Source organism: Gemmatimonadetes bacterium SCN 70-22, from assembly GCA_001724275.1.
Classification (GTDB): domain Bacteria; phylum Gemmatimonadota; class Gemmatimonadetes; order Gemmatimonadales; family Gemmatimonadaceae; genus SCN-70-22.
In genome coordinates, this window is record MEDZ01000031.1 from 24,373 (window position 1) to 47,250 (window position 22,878).

Sequence of the window (22,878 nt, forward strand, 5' to 3'; positions counted from 1 at the left end):
CACTTCGCCTGACGCCGTTCGCCCCCCCCGCATCTCACCTCCTCCCTCCCTGATCATGCCGTTCAAGCGCCTGTTCGGCCGCGGCTCCGACGATGCGCCGCCGCCGCCTCCCGATGAACCCGAGGGCGAGGAGGAGCTCGACGTCGCTCCCGAAGAGGCGCTCGATGCGGACGGCATCGACCTCGACTGGCGAGACCGGGCGGCGGTCGTCATCCCGGGCGGGACGTCGACCGGGAGCAAGCGCCCGGCCGCGCTCTACGGCCCGGGGTCGACGATCGGCCCCGCCCACTTCACCTCGGCGCAGGGGTGCCGCGTCGCCACCCCCTCCGGGCGATCGCTCATCGACTGCACCATGGCGTTGGGGTCGGTCGCCATCGGGTACGGCGACGAGGCCGTCAGCCGGGCGGTGCTGGCCGCCGTGGCCAACGGCAACGTCAGCGGCCTCGCGAGCACGGCGGAGGTCGAGGTGGCCGAGCGTCTCTGCGAGATCATCCCGTGCGCCGAGCAGGTCCGGTTCCTGAAGTCGGGGGGAGAAGCGGTCGCCGCCGCCGTGCGCATCGCCCGCACGGCGACGGCGCGCGCCACCGTGGTGGGGTGCGGCTACTTCGGCTGGCAGGACTGGTGGAGCGACAGCGCGGGAGTCCCGGCGGGAGCGCACGCCGACTTCGTCGCCGTTCCGTTCGACGACGTGCCCGCCCTCGAGCGCGCGGCACGGCGCGCCGGCTCCTCCCTTGCCGCGATCGTCCTCGAACCGGTCATCGGTGGCTTCCCGTCGCCCGAGTGGGCCGCCACCGCGCGCCGGCTGTGCGACGAGGCGGGTGCGGTGCTCGTCTTCGACGAGCTCAAGACGGGGTTCCGCATTGCGCCTGGCGGATACCAGGAGCACGGCGGGGTCGTGCCCGACCTGGCGGTGTTCGGCAAGGCCATGGCCAACGGATTCCCGATCGCGGCCGTGGCCGGCCGCGCCGCGGTCATGGAGGCTGCCGAGCGCACGTGGATCTCGGCGACGCTGGCGGGCGAGGCGGTCGGGCTCGCGGCGGCAGGGGCGGTCCTCGACATCTACGCCGAGACCGACGTCTGCGCGACGCTGTGGCGCGTGGGGAAGCAGATGCGCGAGAGCGTCGCGGCCGCGGTCGACGCGAGCGGCGTGGATGGCGTGCAGGTGACGGGGATCGACCCGATGTGGAGCGTCGAGTTCGCGGACGCCGGCCGCCAGCTGCGCTTCCTCGAGCGGGCAGCCCTGGGCGGCGTCCTGTTCAAGCGTGGCGCGTACAATTACGCCGCCATGGCGCACGACGAGGACGAGATCCTCCTCGACGTCGAGCGGGTGGCGAGCACCGCGCTGGTCGAGGTGCTCGAGGGGGAGGCATCGTGACTGGTGACGTCGCCCCGGGCCCCCCGGCGGCGCGCCCGGGCGCCCCGGCGTTGGGTGGCCCGGCGGCGCTGATCGACGTGCACGCGCACTTCTTCCACCGCGAGGGAGCGCGCCCCGACTGGGCGGAGCTCAACGCCAGCCGCCTGGCGGCCGGCGATCGCATCGGGATCTCCTGGCACGTGGCCTCGGTGCTCGGCACGTGGGGGCGCCGGTCGCCGACCTACTTCCAGTCGCCCGACGATACGCGCCCGGCCAACGACTTCGCCCTGGCCATGCAGCGCGCGCACCCCGATCGCGTGCGCGCGTACGTCGCCGTCAATCCCAACGACTCCGAGTTCGCGGTGGGCGAGATCGACCGCTGTGTCGCGCGCGGGGCGGTGGGGCTCAAGCTCGCCGCCGCGCGGCGCTGCGACGATCCCCTCCTCGTCCCGGTCGTCGATCGGGCGCGCACGCACGGCCTGCCCGTCCTGCATCACATCTGGCAGCACCGTCGCCGGCACTGGCCCTCGCAGGACATCTCGGACGGGGACGACCTTGCCGTGCTCGCGCAACGATTCCCGACGGTCCCCTTCATCCTCGCCCACATCGGCGGCGGGGGCGACTACGCACACACCTTCGCGGCGGTGCGCGACGTCCCCAACATCTTCCTCGACCTCTCGGGGAGCGGGATCGACCGGGGGATGCTCGACGACGCCCTGGCGGCCGTGGGTCCCCGACGGCTGCTGTGGGGGGCCGACATCACCCTCTGCACGGGGCTCGCCAAGCTCTGGGCGCTGGAGGTGGTCGGCCTCTCCGACGACGCCCTGCAGGACGTCCGCTGGCGCAACGCCGCGCGGATCTTCCCGGCCCATGCCTTCCCCGGCCTGTCGGAGCTCGCCCATGCCTAACGCGGCGGCCGCTGCCCCCGTCCCGCACCCGTCGTCGCCCGTCCGGCTCGACGTCAACACCTTCATCGGCGGGTATCCCTTCCGTCACGTCCCGCATCCCGACCCCGAGGTCCTCGTCCGGGTCCTGGCGCGGGAGGGGGTGGCGCAGGCATGGGTGGGGCACCTCCCGACGGCCTTCCACCGCGACCCGGCGCCGGGCAACGCCGAGCTGTTGCGGGCGCTGGCGCCGCACGCGGCGGTGCTGCGCCCCGCGCCGGTGGTGCGCCCCGACTGGCCGGGGTGGCGCGAGTCGTTAGGCAGGCTGGTCGACGCCGGCGTCCCGGCCATCCGCGCCTACCCGCAGCTCTGGGGAATGGCCCCGGGCGACGAGCGCCTGGCGGCGCTCGCCGAGGCGTGCGCCGGCGCGGGGCGTGCGCTCGTCCTGACGGTGCGTTTCGAGGACGTGCGCCAGCGCCACCCGCTCGACGCGACCCCCGACCTCTCGGCCGCACACGTGCGGGCGCTGGCGCGGAGCGGGGGAGCGGGCCCCCTGGTGGTGACGGCGCCGTCGCGCGAGCTCGTCGAGGAAGTGCACTGGGGACTGACGCCCGCCGAGCGGGAGCACGTCTTCTACGATTTCAGTTGGATCTGGGGGCCGCCCACCGACGAGCTCGCGCAGCTGTTCCGCACCGTGGGGTCAGCGCGCTTCGTGTACGGGACGATGTGGCCGCTGCGATTGACGCAGGGCGCGCGTGCGAATCTGGCGTTGCTCCCGGCCGATGTGGCTGGCGTCGCGCTGGGCGATGCGTCACTCTTGCGACTCGCTTGACCGGTGTTCATTTTTCGCCGCTGTTTCGGGATCTTGTGAAATCATTCACAAGCCCGAATCAATCACTCGGTTTCCCTCCCACCTCACGACTCGATGACGAGCAGGCGCAAGTGGGCGCTGATCCCGGCGTTCTTCGCCATTGCCACGGCGGCGACCCTTCTGTCGGCCTATAGCGGCGCATCGTCGTCGCAGGGCTTCGCCCCGGTGCAGCCCATCGCATTCCCGCATCCCGTGCACGTGAAGACCCTCGGGATGAACTGCCTGTACTGCCACTACAGCGCCAACAAGTCGCCCGACCCGGGGCTCCCGGCCGTCGGGACCTGCATGGGGTGCCACACGGTGGTGGGGCCGAACCGCCCGGCCATGGATGGCAAGCCGGCCCGCGTGAGCGAGCCGATCAAGACGTTGCAGACCTTCGCCCCCCCGGCGCAGGTCGACAAGTGGAAGGCGATTCCGTGGGTGCGCATTCACAAGCTCCCGGAGTACGTGCGCTTCCCGCACATGCGCCACGTGAGCGCCGGGGTCACCTGCCAGACGTGCCACGGGGCGGTGCAGGAGATGGCCCAGGTGTCGCAGAACGCCTCGCTCAACATGGGGTGGTGCGTGAACTGTCACGTGAAGGGCTACAAGCTGAGTGATGGACTGCTGGCGGCCGGCGACACGGTGGGGGCCAGGGCGGCCGCCAATGTGGAACCGAAGAAGGCGCGGTACGACTGCGCCATCTGCCACTACTGACCTGGAAGCTTCGCCGCCGCCGCGGATGCCGGGCCTAACGAATCGGGTCCCAAGCGCCGCGGTCCGTCTCGACGATCGAGGAAGCACTGCATGAGCCAGTCATCGGGGTCCGCGGGCGTCAAGCGCCGCGAGTTCCTCAAGGTTCTCGGCGCCGCCAGCGCCGTGACCACCACCATCGGATGTAGCCAGGAGAAGGTCGAGAAGCTCATCCCGTACCTGGTCTCCCCCGACCAGACGGTCCCGGGCGTCTCGACCTACTACAGCACCACCTGCCGTGAGTGCGCGGCGGGGTGCGGCGTGGTCGCCGAGGTCCGCGACGGGCGCGCCATCAAGCTCGAGGGGAATCCCGAGCACCCGGTCAACCGCGGCGCGCTGTGCGCGCGTGGCCAGGCGGCGCTGCAGGGGTTGTACAACCCCGATCGCTACCGGCAGCCGATGGTGCGCGAGGGAGGGAAGCTCGTCCCCACCACGTGGGACAAGGCGATCGCCCTCCTGGGCCAGAAGCTCGGGGAGGTGCGCGCCAGGGGACAGGGGCAGAACGTCGTCTTCATCGACGAGCACGCCTCGGGGACCTTCGGCGTCTTCCTCGACCAGTGGCTGGGCGCCTTCGGCTTCCCGGCGCACGACCAGTACGACAGCGGCGCCGACCTGGCCCTGCGCGCGGCCAACACCGCGGCCTATGGCGTCGCCATGCCCGGCATCGACATGGCGGCGGCGTCGCTGGTCGTCTCGTTGGGCGCGGACTTCCTGGACGGGCGCGACGCCTCGGTCCCGATGCAGCTGGCGTTCGCCGATGCGCGGGCCCGGCTGCAGCATGCCCCGCGCTTCGTCTACGTCGGCCCGCGCCGCTCGCTCACCGGCCTCAACGCCGACGAGTGGATCGCCTGCACCCCGGGAAGCGAGGAAGTCATTGCCCGGGCGCTGCTGGGGGCGGTCGGCGGCGCTGGGGGCGCCACGATCGCCGAGGCGGCAGCCGCCAGCGGCGTCACCGAGGCCACGCTCCAGCGCCTCGCCGACGCGCTCAAGGGCGCACGCCCCAGCCTCGTCCTCTCGGGCGTCTCCACGCCGAACGCCGGCGTCGTGGCGACCCTCGCCGCCGACATCAACAAGGCGGCCGGCAACGTCGGCGTCACGGTCAAGCCGGGCGAGCCGATGGGCGGCTACAACGGCGCCGTCGGTGCCCAGCGGATGGCCGCCATCGCCGAGGCGGCCAATGCGGGGAACGTCGCGCTCCTCTTCGTGCGCGGCGCCAACCCCGCCTACGACACGCCCAAGTCGGTCAAGTTCGCCGAGGCGCTGGCCAAGGTCCCGTTCAAGGTTTCGTTCTCGAGCTATCCCGATGAGACGTCGGAGCTGTGCGACCTGGTCCTCCCGGGAGACCACGCGCTCGAGTCGTGGGGCGACGCCGAGGCGAAGCCGGGCGTGATCTCGCTGCAGCAGCCGGTGATGGAGCGCATCTTCGACACGCGCGCCACCGCCGACGTCCTGCTCCAGCTCGCGCAGGGGGACCCGGCCATCGCCGGGCGCTTCGCGTGGAAGACGTATCGCGACTACCTCGTCAGCCGTTTCCCGGGCGGCGCCGCCGCCTTCACGCAGGCGCTGGCCACGGGCATGGCCAACGGCACGCTGCCGCAGCGCGATGCGGCGGCCAGGCCGGCGCTCGCACCGGCCGCACCGGCGCCGATCGGCGGCGACGGCGACTACTTCCTCGTGGTGTATCCGCACGCCGTGCTCGGCACTGGCGCCGGGGCCAACAAGCCGTGGCTGCAGGAGCTCCCCGACCCCGTCTCCAAGGTGCTGTGGCAGTCGTGGATCGAGATCCACCCGCTCACGGCGCGCAAGCTCGGCGTCGCCGCCGGCGATCACGTCACGGTGCAGACGGCGGCGGGGAGCATCACCGCGCCGGCCTTCCCGTACCTCGGCATCCGGCAGGATACCGTTGGTGTCGCGCTGGGGCAGGGGCACACGGGATACGGGCGCTACGCGAAGGACCTCGGGATCAACGCCCTCGATGCGTTAGGCGCCACCTGGAATGGTGCGGGGGCGCTGGCGCTCACGCAGTTCAAGGCGAGGGTGAGCAAGGCGGGGGCCCGCTCGGACCTCGTCACCACCGAGGGGTCGGCGCGCCAGCACGGGCGCGGGATCGCGCAGGCGATCACCGTCGCCGACCTGGTGGCCGGCCGCTTCAAGGAGGAGCAGCACGCCTTCCCGGGCGACGCCAACCACGAGTTCCTCCCCGGCCTGCGGTCGCCGGTGGCCGCGGACGCCCAGGGTGACCTCGCCGACTCCACGGCGAAGGATCACGGGATGTATGCGCCGGACCACTGGAGCGGGATGGCCAAGCGCCGCTGGGCGATGACCATCGACCTCGCGCGGTGCACCGGCTGCTCGGCGTGCGTCACGGCGTGCTACGCCGAGAACAACATCCCGACGGTCGGGGCGCGCTGGCAGGGACGGTCGCTCCGTCCGGGTTCGGCGAGCGACGACAGCGCCTGGGATACGCGCCCGGGGGCCAACATCCTGAAGGGGCGCGAGATGAGCTGGCTGCGCATCGAGCGCTACTTCGAGGGGGGCGAGGACGGCTTGAGCGACTTCGAGGCGCGCTTCGTCCCGATGATGTGCCAGCACTGCGGCAACGCCCCGTGCGAGCCGGTCTGTCCGGTGTACGCGACCTATCACTCGCCCGACGGGCTCAACGTCCAGGTCTACAACCGCTGCGTCGGGACGCGTTACTGCTCCAACGGCTGCCCGTACAAGGTGCGCTACTACAACTGGCACGGGTACGGGGAGAAGGAGCGGCGCCAGTACGCCTTCCCCGAGCCGTTGCACCTGCAGCTCAACCCGGACGTCACCGTGCGCGGCAAGGGCGTCATGGAGAAGTGCTCCTTCTGCGTGCAGCGCATCCGCGAGGCCGAGAACCTGGCCAAGCTCGAGGGGCGCGAACTCAAGCCCGACGAGTTCACGACGGCCTGCGCCCAGGCGTGCCCGTCGAAGGCGATCGTCTTCGGTGACGCGGCCGACGACAACTGGTCGGTGGCCAAGCTGGCCAAGGATGCACGCGGCTACCACGTGTTCGAGGAACTCAGTACCTACACCGCGGTGGTTTACTTGAAGCGCGTCAATCATCCGGCGGGAGGAGCCAACTGATGGCAACCTTCGCCGAACCGCTCCGGCCGAACGTCGCCTCGGCCAACGTGCAGCTCCCGGGGGTCCGGGACTACGAGCAGGTCGACAACGAGATCATCGGGACGCTCAAGCCAAGCGCCGGCTGGTTCGGCGCGCTGGGCATCGCGATCGCGCTCTTCCTCGTCGGCGCCGCGGCGTGGATCTACCAGATCTACTGGGGACTCGGGAACGCGGGCTACGCCCCGCCGGTGATGTGGGGGGTCTACATCATCACCTTCGTCTTCTGGGTCGGCATCGGCCACGCCGGGACGCTCATCTCGGCGATCCTCTTCCTCTTCCGCGCCGGCTTCCGCACCACGATCTACCGATGCGCGGAGGCGATGACGGTCTTCGCGGTCATGACGGCCGGCCTCTTCCCGATCATCCACATCGGGCGGCCGTGGAAGTTCTTCTGGCTGGTCCCCTATCCCAACTGGCGCCTCATCTGGCCGAACTTCAAGTCGCCGCTGGTGTGGGACGTCTTCGCGATCCTCACCTACCTCACGGTCTCCGCGACCTTCCTGTACGTGGGGCTCATCCCGGACATCGCGGTGCTGCGCGACCGCGAGACGAACCCGGTGCGCAAGCGGATCCTGGCCGTGCTGTCGCTGGGGTGGCGGAACTCGGAGCCGGAGTGGCGCCACTTCATGAAGATGTACCTGTTCCTGGCGGCCTTCTCCACGCCGCTGGTGCTCTCGGTCCACTCGGTCGTGTCGTTCGACTTCGCCATGGCGCTCACGCCCGGATGGCACGCCACGATCTTCCCGCCGTACTTCGTGGCCGGCGCCATCTTCTCGGGCATCGGGATGGTGTTCACGATCATCATCCCCATCCGGAAGTTCTTCAAGCTCGAGCACTACGTCACCATCAACCACCTCGACGCGGCGGCCAAGCTGGCCCTCTTCACGTCGATGGTGGTCGGGTGCGCGTACCTGATCGAGTTCTGGGTCGCGTGGTACTCCGGCGTGGCGGTGGAGCAGGACTACTTCTGGAATCGCGTCTTCGGCGAATGGTGGTGGGCCGCGTGGATCATGCTGACCTGCAACATGATCTTCCCGCTCTCGCTCTTCTCGCAGAAGCTGCGCCGCAACCCGACCTGGCTCTTCATCCTCTCGATCTTCATCAACATCGGGATGTGGTTCGAGCGGTTCGTGATCATCGTCCCGTCGCTCTCGCACGAGTTCGAGCCCTGGCAGTGGGGGCACTACGCGCCGAGCTGGGTCGACGTCGCGATCCTCGTCGGGTCGTTCGGGTGGTTCTTCATGTGGTTCCTCCTCTTCATCAAGCAGCTCCCCGTGGTGGCGATCGCCGAGGTGAAGGAAATCGTCCCGCCCAAGCTGCGCGCCCATGCGCGCGGGCACGGGATCGACGCCAGCGGGCATCACCTCCCCTACGGCACCGAGACGCCGGGAGAATTCGACTGATGCGACGCGGACTTGTGGCAGCGTTTCGTGAGATCGACGCGACCTGCGACGCGATCGAAGCGCTGAAGAAGAAGAAGTACGAGTTCACCGTCTACACGCCCGCGCCACGGCACGAGATCGAGCACGCGGTGGCCGCGCCGATGAGTCCCGTGCGCCGCTTCACCCTGATCGGCGGATTGATCGGCGTGACCTTCGGCTACTGGATCGCCGTGTGGACCTCGGAGTACTGGCCGCTCGTCGTGGGCGGCAAGGCCATCGCCAGCTGGATCCCGTACACCATCATCGGCTTCGAAGTCATGGTGCTCGTCGGGGCCCTGTCGACCGTGGCCGCCATGTTCATCAACTCGCGCATCCCGAAGATCACCGCCACGGTGGGCTTCGACCCGCGCTTCACGCACGGCGACTATGGCATCTACGTACAGGCGGCGCCCGAACGGCTCAAGGAGGCCGAGGAGACGCTGCGCGCCCACGGTGCCGTCGACGTGAGGACCGAGTCATGATGCGTCGAGCAGACGGGACGTCGCGCAGACGGAAAGACGAGATGACGCGCCGAATCATGCCCACCGTCCGACGCTTCGCGCTCATCGCGCCGGCGGTCCTCTCGCTCACGGCGTGCGAGTGGTTCACCGACTTCAAGCGCCAGCCGATGGTGACCACCTGGGAGCAGGATTCGATCCTCAAGTCGGTGCGTGGCGCGCCGCAGGGATCGGTGCCGCGCACCGGGACCGCGGTGAGCGCCATGCAGGTGTCCTATGCCAGCCTCCCGTTCCAGATCGACACGATCGGGGCGCTGGCGCAGAACCCGACCCCGGTGACCGAGGCGTCGCTGGCCAACGGGCACAAGTACTACGAGATCAACTGCGCCGTCTGTCACGGCGAGAAAGGTGATGGCATGGGGGCGGCCACCAGGTACGGCATCCCCCCCTTCAACCTCCTCCTGGACATGACGAAGAATCGCACCGACGGCTACATCTTCGGCATGATGCGCAACGGCCGCGGCCTGATGCCGTCGTACAACCGCATCGAGGAAGCCGACCGCTGGGACGTGGTGAACTACCTGCGCGCCCTGCAAGGCCTGGTGACCGGTGTGCAGGTCGCGACCGGCCCCCTCGCGATGCCGGGGGTCAACGGCGACAAGGTCCCGGGACCGACCGCGCTTGGTCCTAACCGCTGGGTGCCGCACGTGGCCCCGGGGCTCATCGGAACGCCGGGCGCCTCGAGCGAACCGGCGAAGACGGGAGAACACGAGTGAGCGCACATCACGGAGCAGATACGCCCTCCCGGCAGGACCTGGTCGCGATGATCCAGGCCAAGCCGGTGCCAAAGAACCTGCGCACGATCTCCCTGGTCCTCGCGGCCGTCGGCTTCGCCGTCTTCCTCGCGGGCGCGGTGATGGGCGAAGATCGCGTCTGGCAGGCGTTCCACGTCAACTGGCTCTTCTTCACCATCCCGGCGTCGGCCGGGGTGATGCTGGCCGCGGTGCAGCGCATCACCACGGCGCGCTGGTCGCGTTCGGTGATCCGCCTCGTCGAAGGGATGGTCGCCTGGCTCCCCGTCGCCTTCGTCCTCCTCCTCCTCACGCTCTTCATCGGGAAGGGACACATCTTCCCGTGGGTGCACGAGACGATCACGATCCCGGAGAAGGCGAAGTGGCTCGACCCGACCTTCTTCACGCTCCGCGTGATCCTGGTCTTCGGCATCATCACCGCGCTCAGCCTCTGGTACACCTACACATCGGTGCGCGTGGACGTGGGGCTCCTCCCGGAGTGGGGCGCCTCGTGGGCCAAGGGGATCCGTGACGGCATGCGCCGCGGCTTCGGGGAAGAGCGCCGCGAGATGCACTCGACCCACTCGCTCCAGGGACGCTTGGCCGTCTTCCTCGCCCTCGCCTTCGGCTTCGGCTGGACGATGCTCTCGTGGGACCTGTCCATGTCGATGGACTACCACTTCCAGAGCACGATGTACGGGTGGCAGGTCTTCATGGGCGGCTGGCTCGTGATGCTGATGATGTTCGCCCTCCTCCTGCGCTGGTGGCGCGACTTCATGGGGGCGCACGACGTCATCACCGACACCCAGCTCCACGATGTCGGCAAGCTCTGCTTCGCCTTCACCGCCTTCTGGGGATACCTGACCTTCTCGCAGTACCTCGTGATCTGGTACGGCAACTGGTCCGAGGAGACGCATCGCCTGCGCCTCATCCTCATCCAGCCGTGGACCGGCCTGAGCGTCTCGGTCGTCTTCCTGGTCTTCCTGGCGCCGTTCTTCGGCCTCCTGGGCAAGGCGCCCAAGCTCTACATGCCGACCATGGCGCTCTTCTCGGCGACGACGATGATCGGCATGTGGATCCATCGGTACCTCGAGATCTACCCGCCGATCTACGTCCAGACCGTCACGTCGGTCCCCTTCGGCATCTGGGAGATCGGGACGACACTCGGCTTCCTTGGCCTGTTCGGCTACGTGTACCTGCAGTTCATGGATGCCTTCCCGCGCATGCGCGTGGTGTGGATGACGTCGCCGCATCGCGACGAGATGCAGGTGCCCGTCGACCCGCGCACCATGGAGCCCCTCCCGGCGCACGAGTAGCGGACGGAGGGCGAGGGGACGAGGAGCGCTCGGCGCTCCCCGTCACCGGCAGAGCGGGGGGGCGCCAGTGGCGCCCCCCCGCTTCTCATCTTCTCGTCTTCTCGTCTTCCCGTCTTCTGCCCCTATCCAATGTACTGCAAGGAATAGCCCCGCTCCTGCGCCCGATTCACCGCCACGATCCCCGCCGCCGTCATGTGCGAGTTCGCGATCAACCCGGCGTTCAACTCGGCGAAGATCTCGTCGGGCGTCGCCCCGACCTTGGTCGCGATGATCCCGGCAAAGGCGCGCGTGGCGAGCCCGCAGATCGCGAAATGCGTCCCGCGGGCGATCATGTCGTCGAGCGTCGTCCCGCGGTTCGGCAGCTGCATCCCGTAGCTGTCGTCCAGGTAGACGTTCGTCTTCGGCGCCGCCTGCGTCTTGGGGTCCGTGAACCGGATACGTTCCGCCAGGTGCACGCCGTACTTGCCCCAGATGGCGTCGTCGAAGGCGAATGCCGTGGCCCAGTGTCGCAGGCAGATCACGACCGCGAGCTCCCTGGCGTCGAGACCGTACCCCGCCTTGTTGGCCAGGTAGTAGTTCGTCGCGAAGGTGATCGCCTCGCCGGCGCCGTTCGGCGACGTGGCATCGAAGAAGAACCGATGCTTTCCCGGGACCTGGTCGAACCAGTCATCCTGCGGATGCCGCGCCGGCTGCCACCTGGCGGGTTGCGGGGCGCCCTGCGCCGAGCCCTCGCGCGCGCCGAGCCCCAGGGCGGTGGAGAAGGCGGCGGCCCCCGCGCCCAGTCTCGTGAGGAAGGAGCGTCGCTCGAGCGGGGGCGGGAGCGGGAGCGGAGTGTCTGGCATCGGCGTGTGGGAGCGGGGAAGGCGAAGCGTCACGGCATCGTCGGCTGGCACCTGCCCGATGCAGCTGCCGACCGGTACCTACGCAGCGGACGGGATGGCCCGTTGGAGCAGTTCCTCCAGCGCGGTCAGCGGGATGGCGCCGCTCTGTCGGGCCACCTCCTTTCCGCTCTTGAACACGATCGTCGTCGGGATCCCGCGGATGCCGAAGGAGGCCGACGTCTGTTGCGCCAGGTCGGTGTTCAGCTTGGCGACCAGCGCCTGCCCGGTGTACTTCGCCGCGAGTTCGTCGACGGAGGGGGCCATCATCTTGCACGGGCCGCACCAGTCGGCATAGAAGTCGACCAGGACCGGGAGTTCGGACTCGGCGATGGTCCGGGCGAACGTGTCCTCGTACAGGGCGAAGGGGCGATCCAGGAGGATGAAGCGCCCGCACTCCCCGCACTTCGGGCGCTCGGTGGTCGCGCGGGGGGCGTCGACACGGTTCCAGGTGTGACAGAATTGGCAGCGAACGGTGAGGGCGTGTCCAGCAGGGATCATTGCGGTTTCCTCTGGTGCGTCGGTACGGATATATTATGCCACGCGCGCGGGGCGGTAGCTCAGTTGGGAGAGCGCGTGCTTTGCAAGCATGAGGTCAGGGGTTCGATTCCCCTCCGCTCCATTCCGCCGCGCCCCTCGATCTTCGCGATCGGGGGGCGCGGGTGCATTCAGGGGGTCCCTCATCTCCCCTGCGGGAAAACCGGAAGGGGGGCGCCCGGCAGCCGGGGCGCGCCGCCAGTTGCGCCTGCCGTCGAGAACGGCAACTTGTGGCGATCGGCACGCGACGGGTGCGGAGCACGTTCCGAGGAACCGGCAATCCCTTGGCTCCGTACGGGTGTCGAAGGGATAGCCCATGACGAACCCACCCCACCACCCCTCGGCCGTCGATTCGGTCGTCGAGCGCCTCCAGCGTGCGCTTGGCGACGCCTATCGCATCGACCGGGAGCTGGGGGGCGGGGGAATGTCCCGCGTCTTCCTCGCCCACCAGCGCTCGCTGTCGCGCGACGTGGTGGTGAAAGTCCTGCACGAGGACGTCGCCGAGGGGCTGTCGCGCGAGCGGTTCCGGCGCGAGGTGCTGATGTCGGCGAACCTCCAGCACCCCAACATCGTCGGCGTCATCGCCGCGGGCGACGCGGAGGGGCTGCCGTACTTCGTGATGCCGTACGTCGAGGGCGAGTCGCTGCGGTCGCGGCTGGTGTCGGAGCGGGCGCTCTCGGTCCCGATGACGGTCAGCATCCTGCGCGATGTCGCGCGCGCGCTCGCGTTCGCGCATGAACGCGGGGTGATGCACCGCGACATCAAGCCCGACAACGTCCTCCTGGCGGGGGGCGCGGCCATCGTGGCCGACTTCGGGGTCGCCAAGGCCGTCGCCTCGGCCCGGTCGCGCAAGGAGCACCCGCACGGCACGCTGACCAGTGCCGGGATTTCGTTAGGCACCCCGGCCTACATGGCGCCGGAGCAGGTGGCGAGCGACCCCACGATGGACCACCGCGCCGATCTCTATGCCCTGGGCGTGATGGCGTACGAGATGCTCGCCGGGCGCACGCCGTTCGCCGATCGCGGCGTGACCGAGATCATGCAGGCGCACCTGGTCGAGACGCCCGAGCCGCTCGCGCGGCTGCGTCCGACGACTCCGGCGGCGCTCGTCCGCCTGGTGATGCGCTGTCTCGAGAAGGATCCGGCGCACCGGCCGCAGGACGCCGCCTCGATCCTCGCCGTGCTCGACGACCCGGCGGTGGTGAGCGGCGCCGTCTCGACCGCTTCGGTCAAGTCGCTCTCCGGTGTCTCCTCGCGGCCCGCGCGCCGGTGGCTGGCGGGCGGGGCGATGGCGGTCGTCGTGATCGCCGGGGCGATGCTGGCGCTCCGCGGGCGCACGCCGGCCCCGCCCGCGAGCGGTGGCACCACCACGGCCGCGCTCCCCCCCGGGGTCGCCGTCCTCCCGATGGTCAGCGTCTCCCCCGATTCCAGCGACGCGTACCTCGCCCTCGGCATGACGGACGAGATCACCGGCGCGCTCTCCCGCGTTCCGGGGCTGCGGGTTGCCTCGCGCAGCGCCGCCGAGGCGGCACAGGCGGCGGGCGGCTCCGTCGGCGACGTCGCCCGGAGGCTCGGCGTCCCCTACCTGCTGGAGGGAACCGTGCAGCGCAACGGCGATCGCATCCGCGTGGCCGTGCGGTTGGTGACGGCGAGCGATGGCTTCAGCGCCTGGTCCGAGGTGTACGAGCGACCGGCCGGCGACCTCCTGGCGGTGCAAGCCGACATCGCCTCGCAGATCGCGACCGCGGTGCGGAGCGACGTCGCCACGGATGCTCGACTCGACGTGAGCGGCGCTCGCGATCCTGATGCGTACAACGACTTCCTGCGCGGCCACTATCAGCTGTCGCGTGGCACGGACGAGTCGCTCCCGCAGGCGGTGGCGGCCTTCGAGTCGGCGGTCGCGCGCGACCCCGCCTTCGCCCGGGCGTATGCGGAGCTCGCCCAGAGCTATGCGCAGCTCCCCGCGGCCTCCGATGCCGAGCGCGCCGAGTCGCTCGACAAGGCGACCTTCGCGGCGCAGCGCGCCCTGGCACTCGACTCGACGGTGGCGGCCGCGCACGCGGCGCTCGGGAGCATCCACAGCATGGAGTGGCGTTGGCGCGAGGCGGAGCTTTCCTATCGGCGCGCCCTTGCCCTGGACTCCACCGACGTCACGGCACGCGTCGGGCTCGCGCGCATCGCGATGCTCGACGGCGACGCCAGGCGAGCGGAGGGCATCCTGGCTGCGGCCGCCCGGCGCAACCCGACCGGGGCCTCGGCGCGCCACCTCGCGCTCGCCCAGGCCGCCGAGCGGCGCTACGACCTGGCGATCGGCACCGCGCGCGCCGCGATCGCCCGCGACTCCACCACGGCGGCGTCGCGCCTCCTCCTTGCCACGGTGCTGCTGCAGGCGGGGCGATATCCCGAGGCGATCGCCCAACTGGAGTCGATTCGCGGCCTCGACGCCGAGTCACCCGAGGTCCTGGGGGCGTTAGGCTTCTCCCTTGCCCGTGCCGGTCGCGCGTCGGAGGCCCGGTCGATCCTCACCGGCTTGCAGCGTGACACCCGGCGGATCGGCGCCTACCCGGCCATGGCGAAGGTCTACCTGGGGCTGGGCGATCGCGATTGGGCGCTCGACGCGCTCCGCGGCGATGCGCGCTTTGCGCGCGTGCTGGAGATCGTGGCGCTCGATGCCGCGCGTCTGACCACGGCGACGGGGCGCCGCGCGCCGTAGCGGCTCCGCACGATCGCGCCGCTGCGCCACGGCGTTCTGCGCCATGGGGTTCCGCGCCACGGGGTTCCGCGCCACGGGGTTCCGCGCCATGACGTTCCGCGCCATGCCACCCCGCGCGACGGCGCCGCGCACGCGATCTCGTGCACGCGACATCGAGCGCGCGACATCGAGCGCGCGACATCGAGCGCGCGACATCGAGCATGCGACATCGTGTGCGCCATCCTACGCGCGACATCCTGTGCGCGACATCGTGCAGGCGCACGCCTCGCTTGCCGGCCTGCCCGGGCACGCCTAGCTTCCCGGCGCGTTCGCCCACCCTCCCGCCGAGTCCCTGCATGCCATCCAGCGCCACCCTGCGAGTTCCCGCCGTCGGCGAGGTCGCGCCCGACATCACGCTCCCCTCCACCGCGGGTGAGGTCGTCACCCTCTCGTCGTTCCGCGGCCGGCAAAACGTCCTCCTCGCCTTCTTCCCGGCCGCCTTCACCTCGACGTGCACCACCGAGATGTGCGCCTTCCGCGACGACTACGACGCGTTCGCCGGGCTCGACGTGACCGTCTTTCCGGTGAGCGTCGACCAGGTGCCGTCGCTGCGGGAATACAAGGCCAAGTACGAGCTCCCGGTCGACCTGCTGAGCGACTTCCGGCGCGAGGCGGCGACCGCCTATGGCGTGTTGCTCCCCGAGCGCCTCGTGGCCAACCGCGCGTACTTCCTGGTCGACAAGGCGGGGATCCTGCGCTGGGCGCATGTCGAGGAGCACCCCGGCAAGCGGCGCGACAACGCCGAGATCCTCGCCGAGATCGCCAAGCTCACCTAACGACAAATCGCGGGGCCCGATGGATCCCATCGAATCGCTGGCGCGTCACGACAAGTGGTACCTCGGAAGCGGCGACGGGATCATCTTCGCGCCGCCATTCCCCGCGTGGCTCGACGCGCCCGGGTTCTGGGACGAGGCCCAATTCTACCAGTACGCCCTCGCCCCGCTCTTCACGGTCACCATCCTGGACCACGAGGGGCGAGAGCTCCCGCTGGTGGCGACGGGGCGCCGCTGGACCCCGGCCGACCTCACCGTGGAATACGACCTCCCCGGCGGGATGCGCGCCACGGAGATTCGCACGGTGCAACCCGGTGGAGTGTTCGCGAGCGAGTGGACGGTGCGTGCGCCGGAACCCGTCTCGCTCCACGCGGTCGGCTGGACGGCGCAGGACACCGCCCCCCTCGACGTGGGCGCCGTGCGGTGGGACGGGGCGCTGCAGTGGGTCCGCACCGTCACCGACCGGCGCGAGGTGCCGCTGGCGGTGCGCTGCGAGCTGGCCGCCGTCGGCGAGGCGACGAGCTGGTCGGCGACACTCAGCGAGCGGAGCGCGTTGCAGCCGCACTGGCGCCTGGCGCCGTTCGCCGAGTTGTGGGAGGGCGAGGCGCTCCCCTGCGAGGTGCGGCTGGAGGGGATCTCGCCCGCGGGGCTGATGTACGGCGCGGTGCACCAGGCGCTCGCCCCCAACGCCACCGAGGCCACCTTCGCCTTCGCCTTGCGTCTGGCGGCCCAGGAGGACGTCCTGCGTGGCGGGCGCGGCCGGCGTCGCCCACGCCGATGTCGGTCGCCGCCGTCGGCGCGGCGCGCCACGTCTCGACGATGCCGCTGGCGCGTGCCAGCCGCCGGCGCTGGCGTGACTTCTTCGCCCAGGTGCCGTCGTTCGCCTGCTCCGATCCGTACCTGGAGCGCTACTACTGGTACCGCTGGTACGGCCTCTGGCTGAACAGCATCCAGCCGGGGGTGGGGAACTACCGGTGGCCGACCGTGTGCGAAGGGATCGGCTTCTTCCACGAACCGATCACCTACAGCGCGCAGTGCCACATGCGTGAGCTGCGCTGGCTGCGCGACCCCGCCCACGCGCGCGGGGTGCTCCGCACGATCTTCGACCACCAGAAGCCCGATGGCGCATTGCACGGCCGCATCTACGTGAACCACCTGCAGGGGACCGACTTCTACCACGCGAACTGGGGGGACGCGTTGCTCGCGCTCGATGCGGTGCGCCCGGACGACGCGTTCGTGCGCGAGATGTACGCCCCGCTCGCGCGCCATGCGGAATGGCTGGTCGCCACGCGCGATGCCGACGGCACGGGGATGATCGATGTCGTCGACCAGTACGAGACCGGCCAGGAGTACATGTCGCGCTACCAGGCGGTGGATCCCCACGCCGACGCCTACGGGTGGGAGAACCGCATCCGCCTGAAGGGGATCGACGTCACCGTCTACGCCTACGCGCTGTTCCGTTGCCTGGAGCGCATCGCGCCGCGCGCGGGAGCGCCGGCCGACCCGGGGCGCTGGCACGGATACGCCGAACGGACCGCCAGCGCCGTGCGCGGGACGATGTGGGATCCCGCCCGCGGGATGTTCTCCGACGTCGACCCGCGCACCATGACACGGACCGGCGTCGCGGCGGCGGTCTGCTTCTACCCGTACTTCACCGACCTGGCCACCGAAGCGCACCTGCCGGGACTCGAGCGCAACCTCCTCGATCCGGAACGCTTCTGGACCCCCTATCCGGTGCCGTCGTCGGCGCTCGACGACCCGTACTTCAGCGCCGTCGCGGAGTGGAAGGGGAAGCGCCACGTCTGCCCGTGGAACGGGCGCGTCTGGCCGATGGCCAACTCGCACGTGATGGAGGCACTCGGAAAGTGGGGGGATGCGTCGCGCCCGGCGTTGCGCGAGGCGGCGGGCCAGTTCCTCCTCAAGTACGTGCGCATGATGTTCCACGACGGCGACCTCGCGCGCCCCAACTGCTTCGAGCACTACAACCCGTTCACCGCCGCGGCCTCGGTGTACCGCGGCATCGACGACTACCAGCACTCGTGGGTCGCGGATCTCATCATCCAGTACGCCTGCGGTGTCCGGGTGAGCGAGCGGGCGATCACCGTCGACCCCCTCCCGATGGAACTCGACTTCTTCGAGCTGCGGGGGGCGTGGGTGGGTGACGTGGAACTCGGCGTGCGGCTCGACAACGGCTATCTCACCGTCACTGCCAACGATCAGCTGCGCATGGCGCGCCTGGGCGAGCCGATCGTGATTCACCGCTGATGCGCCTCGTCGTGCTCGTCCCGCCGGGCGGCGACCGCGAGGGGGAGAGGGCGGTGGGGTGGGCGCGCGGGGCGGGATACGAGGTACGGGTGGAATCGACGGGGACGCCCCCCGCGTCGCCCCTCGCCCCCGACGAGCTCCCCTGGTGTCACGCGGGAGATGGCGTCCCCACCCTGACGCCCGAGTGGCGCACGATGCTCGGCGCCCGCGTTATGGGCGGCGGGCGCCTCCTCCTGACGCTCCTCGCCCCCCCCCTCGCCCACGCGCTCGGTGCCCCCGGACCGCTGCCGGTGGTGCAGCTGCCGGAGGAGTGGCGCCACGCGGGCGACCCGCTGTGGGGCGACGGCTTCCGCGACTGGCCGGACTACCCGCACATCCGCGGGATGCAGGGGTGGGGCGAGCACCCGCTCTTCGACGGCTTGCAGCGCGGAACCTTCACGTGGGAGGCGACCGAGGGCGAACGCGTCGCGCGGACGTGCTTCCGCGCGCCCGTCTGGCCGGCGGGGCGCGTGCTCGCGGTCGACCGGGCCTACGTGCAGCTGGACACCGCGACCGCCGTGGCGTGGGAGTTCGAACTGGGGATGGGCGAAATCCTGTGCCTGGGCGCGAACGTGTGCCTCGCCGCCCGCGCCAAGGCGCTCGACGCGCAGCGCGATCGTCTGCTGGTCAACGCCCTCGCCTATCTCGATGCCCGGCGCGACCGCCGGGGATCGGTGCGACGTGCCTGGCCGCACCCTGCGGGAGCGACGCCCGCCGCCGGCGGCGGGATGGCGCCCCGGCAGGCCGGCGCTCCGGAGGGCGCCGGCGCGGCGGCGGCGTGGATCGGGGCGCCGTGCGCGCTGGCGCCGGCTGGTCGCCTCGCGCCGGCGCCGTTGCAGCTGGAGGGGGCCGCCGCTCCCGACGCCCCGCTCACCCTCGCCTCACCGCACGCCCTGGTCGTGGGCGACGAAATGTCGGGCGTGCGCGAGGCCTGGGTCCACCCGCTCTGCGTCCTCTCGGATGGGGTGATCACGACCGTCGATGGCGCCCCGCTGCGTGCCACCACCGTGCGCGTGACGCCGGGACTGGTCGAGCGGCACCTGGTGGACGGGCACGGCGCCGCCTGGCGCGAGGTCGTGGCCGTGCCGCCCGACCATGCGGCGATCGTTCTCGAGATTGTTCCTGACGGAGTCGGTACGCACGCCGCGCTGCAGCTCGAGGCCTCGCTCCGGCTCCGGCTGGCGTGGCCCTTGCCCGGCGATGCCTTGCACCCCCTGGTGGCGGGTGCGGTGGCGCCGGACGCCGGCCCCGCCGGAGGCGTGGACGCGGGACGGGACGGGAGCGTCGCCACGCGCGGGGGGGCGGGAACGGGGGCGGGAGTCGTGGCAGTCCGCGGGGCCGACGGGAGCACGTTCGCGCGCGTGGCGGTCGATGGGGCCGACGCGCTCGTGGTCGAGCCGTCGCCCACCGCGCCTCGAATGGTCGTCACCAGCCGGCGGGGCGGGGGATTGCGGCTGGCGGTGGTCGCCACCACCGAGGGCGCCGCCGCGCTGGAGCGCGCCTGGCGCCGGATCGCTTCCCCGCCGGCTTCCCCGCCGGCTTCCCCGCCCGGCTTCCCCGCCGGCTTCCCCGCTGGCTTCCCCGCCGGCCTCCCCGCCGGCTTCCCCGCCGGCTTCCCCGGCCGCTGCCCAGGTCACGCCCGTCACGTCGTCTCCCGTCGCCCGCGTCGCGGCCACGCTGGCGCGGCGTGACGCCGCACGCCTGGCCGCGACCCTCCGCGTCGCCACTCCCGACGCCACCTTCGACCGGGCGTGGCAGTGGGCGACGGCACGGCTCGCGTCGTTCGTCGTGGAGGCGCCGGGGGTAGGCCGAGGGCTCGCCGCCGGCTACGCCGCGTCACGCCCCGGATGGGGCGACTCGCGCCCCGGCTATGCCTGGTTCTTCGGGCGCGACGCCTGCTGGTGTGGCGACGCCCTCCTCGCCGCGGGGATGTTCGACGAGGCGCGCATCGCGCTCGAGTTCCTCGCCGATACCGCGGATGTCACCGGCAAGGTGGCGCACGAGGTCTCGACCAGCGGGGTCGCCCACTACGACGCCGCAGATGCAACGCCGCTCTGGCTGCGCTTCGTGGCGCAGTACGCCGACTGGACCGGCGACCTGGACACCGTGCGCGCCCGCTGGGATGCGGTGCGCGCCGCGTTCGCCTTCGTCCTCTCGCACGACCGGGATGGCGACGGCCTTCCCGAGAACACCGGCGTGGGGCACGGGTGGGTCGAGTCGGGACCGTTGGGCGGCGGGGGCGTGACGTCGTACACGGCGGCCATCTGGACCGAGGCGGCGCGACGCCTGGCGCCGCTGGCCCGCACGATGGGCGATGGCGCCCTCGCCCGGCGCTCCGAGGTCGCCGCGGAGCGCGCGGCCGCCGCCTTCGAGGCCCGGCTGCGCGACCCGCGCACCGGACGCGTGGCGCTGCAGCTGGACGCCGAGGGGCGCCCCGCCGGCGACCTCACGGCGCTGGCGGCCGTCCCCATCCTCCTCCACGTCGACACGAACCCCGCGGCCGACGACATCCTCGCCGCCCTCGCGTCCGAAGACTTCTCCGCCCCCTGGGGGGTGCGGATGATCGGGCGCCGGGATGCGCGATACCGTCCGCGGGGCTACCATTTCGGCGCCGTGTGGCCGCTCTACACCGGGTGGGCCTCGCTCGCGGCCTTCGCGCGCGGGCGCGCCCAGGAGGGGTGGCAGCACCTCACGGCCGTGGCCTCGTGCGCCTTCGCGCGCGGTCGCGGGGCCTTCGACGAGGTGCTCGATGGCGACACCGGCGCCGCCGCCGGTATCTGTCCCGACCAGGCCTGGTCGGCGGCCATGGTCATTTCACCGCTTGTCTACGGCATGATGGGAATCCGGCCCTCCGCTCCTGCGGCCCGCTGCTCGGTCGCCCCGTTGCTCCCGCCCGGGTGGGAGTCGGCGCGGCTCGCCGGGATCCGCGTTGGCCGTTCACGCTTCTCGCTCGCGATCGAGCGCCCGGCGCTGGCGCCCGGCACGTATCGCTGCGAGGCGCGTCTCGAGGAGGGGCCGCCGGTCGCGTTGCAGCTGGGCGACGCCGCCCCGGTCGCGCTCGTCCCCGGGCGCCCGGTCTCGGCCACCGTCCCCGAGGGACGCGGGAGGGGACATGGGAAGCGTTAGGCTCGACGGCGTCGCCAAGCGCTTCGACGGGAGCGGGGCGGCGGCCGTCGATGGCGTGTCCCTCACCATCACCGACGGCGAGTTCGCGGTCTTCGTCGGGCCGTCGGGGTGCGGCAAGACGACCGTCCTCCGCATGATCGCCGGCCTCGAGACTCCCACCGCCGGGCGGATCTTCATCGACGGGCGCGACGTCACCGACCTCCCGCCGCGGGAGCGTGACATCGCCATGGTCTTCCAGAACTACGCGCTCTATCCCCACCTCTCGGTGCGCGAGAACATCGCCTTCGGCCTCCGCATGCGACGGGTCGCCCCGCGCGAGATCGTGCAGCGCGTCGCCCGCGTCGCCGACTCGCTGGGGATCCGTGAACTGCTCGATCGCCGCCCCGCCCAGCTCTCCGGGGGACAGCGGCAGCGCGTGGCGCTCGCCCGCGCCATCGTGCGCGAACCCGCGGTCTTCCTCTTCGATGAACCGCTCTCCAACCTCGATGCCCAGGTGCGCGCGCAGACACGCGGCGAGCTGGTGCGCCTGCATCGGCGCCTCGGCACCACGATGATCTACGTGACGCACGACCAGGTCGAGGCCATGACGATGGCGCAGCGGGTCGCCGTGATGAACAAGGGGCGGGTGGAGCAGCAGGCCCCTCCGCTCGAGGTGTACCGGGCGCCGTCCACCCTGTTCGTGGCCACCTTCGTCGGCTCCCCGTCGATCAACTGCTTCCGCGGCCGCATCGTCGGCGACGCCGCCGCGCCGATCTTCGACGGGGCGGTGCAGTGCCGCGTGGCCGCGCCGCTGCTCGAGGTCGCGACGCTCGCCGTTCGTCCCGAACACCTCGCCCTCGTCCCCCCGGAACGCGGGAGTCGCGGCGAGGTCACCCTCGTGGAGCCGCTGGGTCCCGAGACGATCCTGCATGTGCGGCTGGCGGCGGGTTTCACATCGGGCATGTGCTGGGCGCTGCCTGCCATGTCCCGCACGGCCATACCTCCTGCGTGATGCTGCCGTCGGTGTTGCGCTGGAACTTGTCGGCCAACGCCGAACGCCAGAAGAGGGTCGGCGAAGCCTTTGGCAAGCCCGACACTGCCGCCGGCGATCTTGTCGAAGCGTTGGTGAAGTCGCTGGGTCTGCCGGGGCGGCTGTCGGAAGTCGGTGTCGGCCGGGATCGCTTTCGCGAGGTCGCCGAGAAGTCGATGCACGACCGCGCGGTGCTCAACAATCCGAGGCCGATCGCCGGACCGGATCAGGTGATGGAGATTCTCGAACTGGCTGCCTGAATCTGAATTGATTTGGTCCCCAAACGATATAGTCTGGAGTCACTCTAGAGTAGCGTGCGTTCGTAAAAACAAGACCGAAAAGACAAGACCGAAAAGACAAGAGGAAACGCTAGCAAGAGGGGACACGCCATGATGCGAATGGCTTTGGGCGCGCTCGCGGTTTCGGCTGCGGCCATGCTCGCCGTCGCGCCGGCCTCGGCGCAGGACAAGGTTAAGATCGGCTACGCCATCTCCAAGACCGGCCCCAATGCCGGCGGCGCCA

The 22,878-nt window shown here is 71.0% G+C and carries 20 protein-coding genes and 1 tRNA gene; 19 read left to right on the top strand and 2 right to left on the bottom strand.

The annotated features are described in order from the left end of the window. The first annotated feature begins 55 nt into the window (after window positions 1–55). The 9 genes from ABS52_14630 to ABS52_14670 all read left to right on the top strand — a co-directional run bounded on the left by ABS52_14630 (window position 56) and on the right by ABS52_14670 (window position 10,977). Window positions 56–1,375, top strand: a complete 1,320-nt coding sequence (locus ABS52_14630) for a hypothetical protein (GenBank protein ID ODT02243.1) — start codon at window positions 56–58, stop codon at window positions 1,373–1,375. Continuing rightward, a complete protein-coding gene (locus ABS52_14635; GenBank protein ODT02244.1) occupies window positions 1,372–2,262 on the top strand; it encodes a hypothetical protein in 891 nt (296 codons plus the stop codon). The genes ABS52_14630 and ABS52_14635 overlap by 4 nt, the downstream gene beginning before the upstream one ends. After that, the gene (locus tag ABS52_14640; GenBank protein ID ODT02245.1) at window positions 2,255–3,070 is read left to right on the top strand and encodes a hypothetical protein; all 816 of its coding nucleotides are present in this window, start codon (window positions 2,255–2,257) and stop codon (window positions 3,068–3,070) included. Before ABS52_14635 ends, ABS52_14640 begins: the two co-directional genes overlap by 8 nt. Before the next feature lie 93 nt (window positions 3,071–3,163). Further along, window positions 3,164–3,805 carry a hypothetical protein gene (locus ABS52_14645; GenBank protein ID ODT02246.1) on the top strand — a complete coding sequence of 214 codons (642 nt, stop codon included), beginning with the start codon at window positions 3,164–3,166 and terminating at the stop codon, window positions 3,803–3,805. Window positions 3,806–3,895: 90 nt separating this feature from the next. Next, on the top strand, window positions 3,896–6,952 hold the full coding sequence (locus ABS52_14650; GenBank protein ID ODT02247.1) for a hypothetical protein: 3,057 nt from the start codon (window positions 3,896–3,898) through the stop codon (window positions 6,950–6,952). Continuing rightward, a complete protein-coding gene (locus tag ABS52_14655; GenBank protein ODT02248.1) occupies window positions 6,952–8,394 on the top strand; it encodes a hydrogenase in 1,443 nt (480 codons plus the stop codon). Before ABS52_14650 ends, ABS52_14655 begins: the two co-directional genes overlap by 1 nt. Beyond that, the gene (locus tag ABS52_14660; protein ID ODT02249.1) at window positions 8,394–8,894 is read left to right on the top strand and encodes a hypothetical protein; all 501 of its coding nucleotides are present in this window, start codon (window positions 8,394–8,396) and stop codon (window positions 8,892–8,894) included. The genes ABS52_14655 and ABS52_14660 overlap by 1 nt, the downstream gene beginning before the upstream one ends. A 41-nt stretch (window positions 8,895–8,935) precedes the next feature. Next, window positions 8,936–9,646 carry a hypothetical protein gene (locus ABS52_14665; protein ODT02250.1) on the top strand — a complete coding sequence of 237 codons (711 nt, stop codon included), beginning with the start codon at window positions 8,936–8,938 and terminating at the stop codon, window positions 9,644–9,646. A gap of 47 nt (window positions 9,647–9,693) precedes the next feature. After that, window positions 9,694–10,977 carry a hypothetical protein gene (locus ABS52_14670; protein ID ODT02251.1) on the top strand — a complete coding sequence of 428 codons (1,284 nt, stop codon included), beginning with the start codon at window positions 9,694–9,696 and terminating at the stop codon, window positions 10,975–10,977. A 122-nt stretch (window positions 10,978–11,099) separates the two neighbouring features. On the opposite strand, the gene ABS52_14675 is transcribed toward ABS52_14670, so the two are convergent. Beyond that, window positions 11,100–11,819, bottom strand: a complete 720-nt coding sequence (locus tag ABS52_14675) for a hypothetical protein (protein ODT02252.1) — start codon at window positions 11,817–11,819, stop codon at window positions 11,100–11,102. Window positions 11,820–11,897: 78 nt separating this feature from the next. Continuing rightward, entirely contained in the window at window positions 11,898–12,356 is a 459-nt protein-coding gene (locus ABS52_14680) for a thioredoxin (protein ODT02253.1), read from the bottom strand. A 48-nt stretch (window positions 12,357–12,404) separates the two neighbouring features. Here ABS52_14680 and ABS52_14685 point away from each other — a divergent pair. The 10 genes from ABS52_14685 (at window position 12,405) to ABS52_14730 (ending at window position 22,616) form a co-directional block, all read left to right on the top strand. Beyond that, window positions 12,405–12,477, top strand: a tRNA-Ala gene (locus tag ABS52_14685). Between the two features lie 231 nt (window positions 12,478–12,708). Beyond that, window positions 12,709–15,105: a hypothetical protein gene (locus tag ABS52_14690; GenBank protein ID ODT02254.1), complete on the top strand. Its 2,397-nt coding sequence runs from the start codon at window positions 12,709–12,711 to the stop codon at window positions 15,103–15,105. Window positions 15,106–15,148: 43 nt separating this feature from the next. After that, on the top strand, window positions 15,149–15,400 hold the full coding sequence (locus ABS52_14695; protein ID ODT02255.1) for a hypothetical protein: 252 nt from the start codon (window positions 15,149–15,151) through the stop codon (window positions 15,398–15,400). A 40-nt stretch (window positions 15,401–15,440) separates the two neighbouring features. Next, a complete protein-coding gene (locus ABS52_14700) occupies window positions 15,441–15,920 on the top strand; it encodes a hypothetical protein (GenBank protein ODT02256.1) in 480 nt (159 codons plus the stop codon). 19 nt (window positions 15,921–15,939) lie between these two features. Continuing rightward, entirely contained in the window at window positions 15,940–16,860 is a 921-nt protein-coding gene (locus ABS52_14705) for a hypothetical protein (GenBank protein ODT02257.1), read from the top strand. Further along, complete coding sequence (locus ABS52_14710; GenBank protein ID ODT02258.1) at window positions 16,788–18,182, top strand: hypothetical protein; 1,395 nt, start codon at window positions 16,788–16,790, stop codon at window positions 18,180–18,182. The genes ABS52_14705 and ABS52_14710 overlap by 73 nt, the downstream gene beginning before the upstream one ends. Further along, window positions 18,182–19,912 carry a hypothetical protein gene (locus ABS52_14715; protein ID ODT02259.1) on the top strand — a complete coding sequence of 577 codons (1,731 nt, stop codon included), beginning with the start codon at window positions 18,182–18,184 and terminating at the stop codon, window positions 19,910–19,912. The genes ABS52_14710 and ABS52_14715 overlap by 1 nt, the downstream gene beginning before the upstream one ends. A 97-nt stretch (window positions 19,913–20,009) precedes the next feature. After that, window positions 20,010–21,347: a hypothetical protein gene (locus tag ABS52_14720; GenBank protein ODT02260.1), complete on the top strand. Its 1,338-nt coding sequence runs from the start codon at window positions 20,010–20,012 to the stop codon at window positions 21,345–21,347. Beyond that, window positions 21,334–22,338, top strand: a complete 1,005-nt coding sequence (locus ABS52_14725; GenBank protein ID ODT02261.1) for a hypothetical protein — start codon at window positions 21,334–21,336, stop codon at window positions 22,336–22,338. Before ABS52_14720 ends, ABS52_14725 begins: the two co-directional genes overlap by 14 nt. Beyond that, window positions 22,338–22,616 (top strand): hypothetical protein, encoded by a 279-nt coding sequence (locus ABS52_14730; protein ODT02262.1) that lies wholly within the window; start codon window positions 22,338–22,340, stop codon window positions 22,614–22,616. Before ABS52_14725 ends, ABS52_14730 begins: the two co-directional genes overlap by 1 nt. Window positions 22,617–22,878 lie beyond the last annotated feature (262 nt).

Coding starts and splice junctions, on each gene's coding strand:
- ABS52_14680 (ODT02253.1), bottom strand. CDS start 12,356: ATGATCCCTGCTGGACACGCCCTCACCGTTCGCTGCCAATTCTGTCAC.
- ABS52_14655 (ODT02248.1), top strand. CDS start 6,952: ATGGCAACCTTCGCCGAACCGCTCCGGCCGAACGTCGCCTCGGCCAAC.
- ABS52_14650 (ODT02247.1), top strand. CDS start 3,896: ATGAGCCAGTCATCGGGGTCCGCGGGCGTCAAGCGCCGCGAGTTCCTC.
- ABS52_14665 (ODT02250.1), top strand. CDS start 8,936: ATGACGCGCCGAATCATGCCCACCGTCCGACGCTTCGCGCTCATCGCG.
- ABS52_14670 (ODT02251.1), top strand. CDS start 9,694: ATGATCCAGGCCAAGCCGGTGCCAAAGAACCTGCGCACGATCTCCCTG.
- ABS52_14660 (ODT02249.1), top strand. CDS start 8,394: ATGCGACGCGGACTTGTGGCAGCGTTTCGTGAGATCGACGCGACCTGC.
- ABS52_14630 (ODT02243.1), top strand. CDS start 56: ATGCCGTTCAAGCGCCTGTTCGGCCGCGGCTCCGACGATGCGCCGCCG.
- ABS52_14700 (ODT02256.1), top strand. CDS start 15,441: ATGCCATCCAGCGCCACCCTGCGAGTTCCCGCCGTCGGCGAGGTCGCG.
- ABS52_14675 (ODT02252.1), bottom strand. CDS start 11,819: ATGCCAGACACTCCGCTCCCGCTCCCGCCCCCGCTCGAGCGACGCTCC.
- ABS52_14695 (ODT02255.1), top strand. CDS start 15,149: ATGGGGTTCCGCGCCACGGGGTTCCGCGCCACGGGGTTCCGCGCCATG.
- ABS52_14690 (ODT02254.1), top strand. CDS start 12,709: ATGACGAACCCACCCCACCACCCCTCGGCCGTCGATTCGGTCGTCGAG.
- ABS52_14645 (ODT02246.1), top strand. CDS start 3,164: ATGACGAGCAGGCGCAAGTGGGCGCTGATCCCGGCGTTCTTCGCCATT.
- ABS52_14705 (ODT02257.1), top strand. CDS start 15,940: ATGGATCCCATCGAATCGCTGGCGCGTCACGACAAGTGGTACCTCGGA.
- ABS52_14715 (ODT02259.1), top strand. CDS start 18,182: ATGCGCCTCGTCGTGCTCGTCCCGCCGGGCGGCGACCGCGAGGGGGAG.
- ABS52_14730 (ODT02262.1), top strand. CDS start 22,338: ATGCTGCCGTCGGTGTTGCGCTGGAACTTGTCGGCCAACGCCGAACGC.
- ABS52_14725 (ODT02261.1), top strand. CDS start 21,334: ATGGGAAGCGTTAGGCTCGACGGCGTCGCCAAGCGCTTCGACGGGAGC.
- ABS52_14640 (ODT02245.1), top strand. CDS start 2,255: ATGCCTAACGCGGCGGCCGCTGCCCCCGTCCCGCACCCGTCGTCGCCC.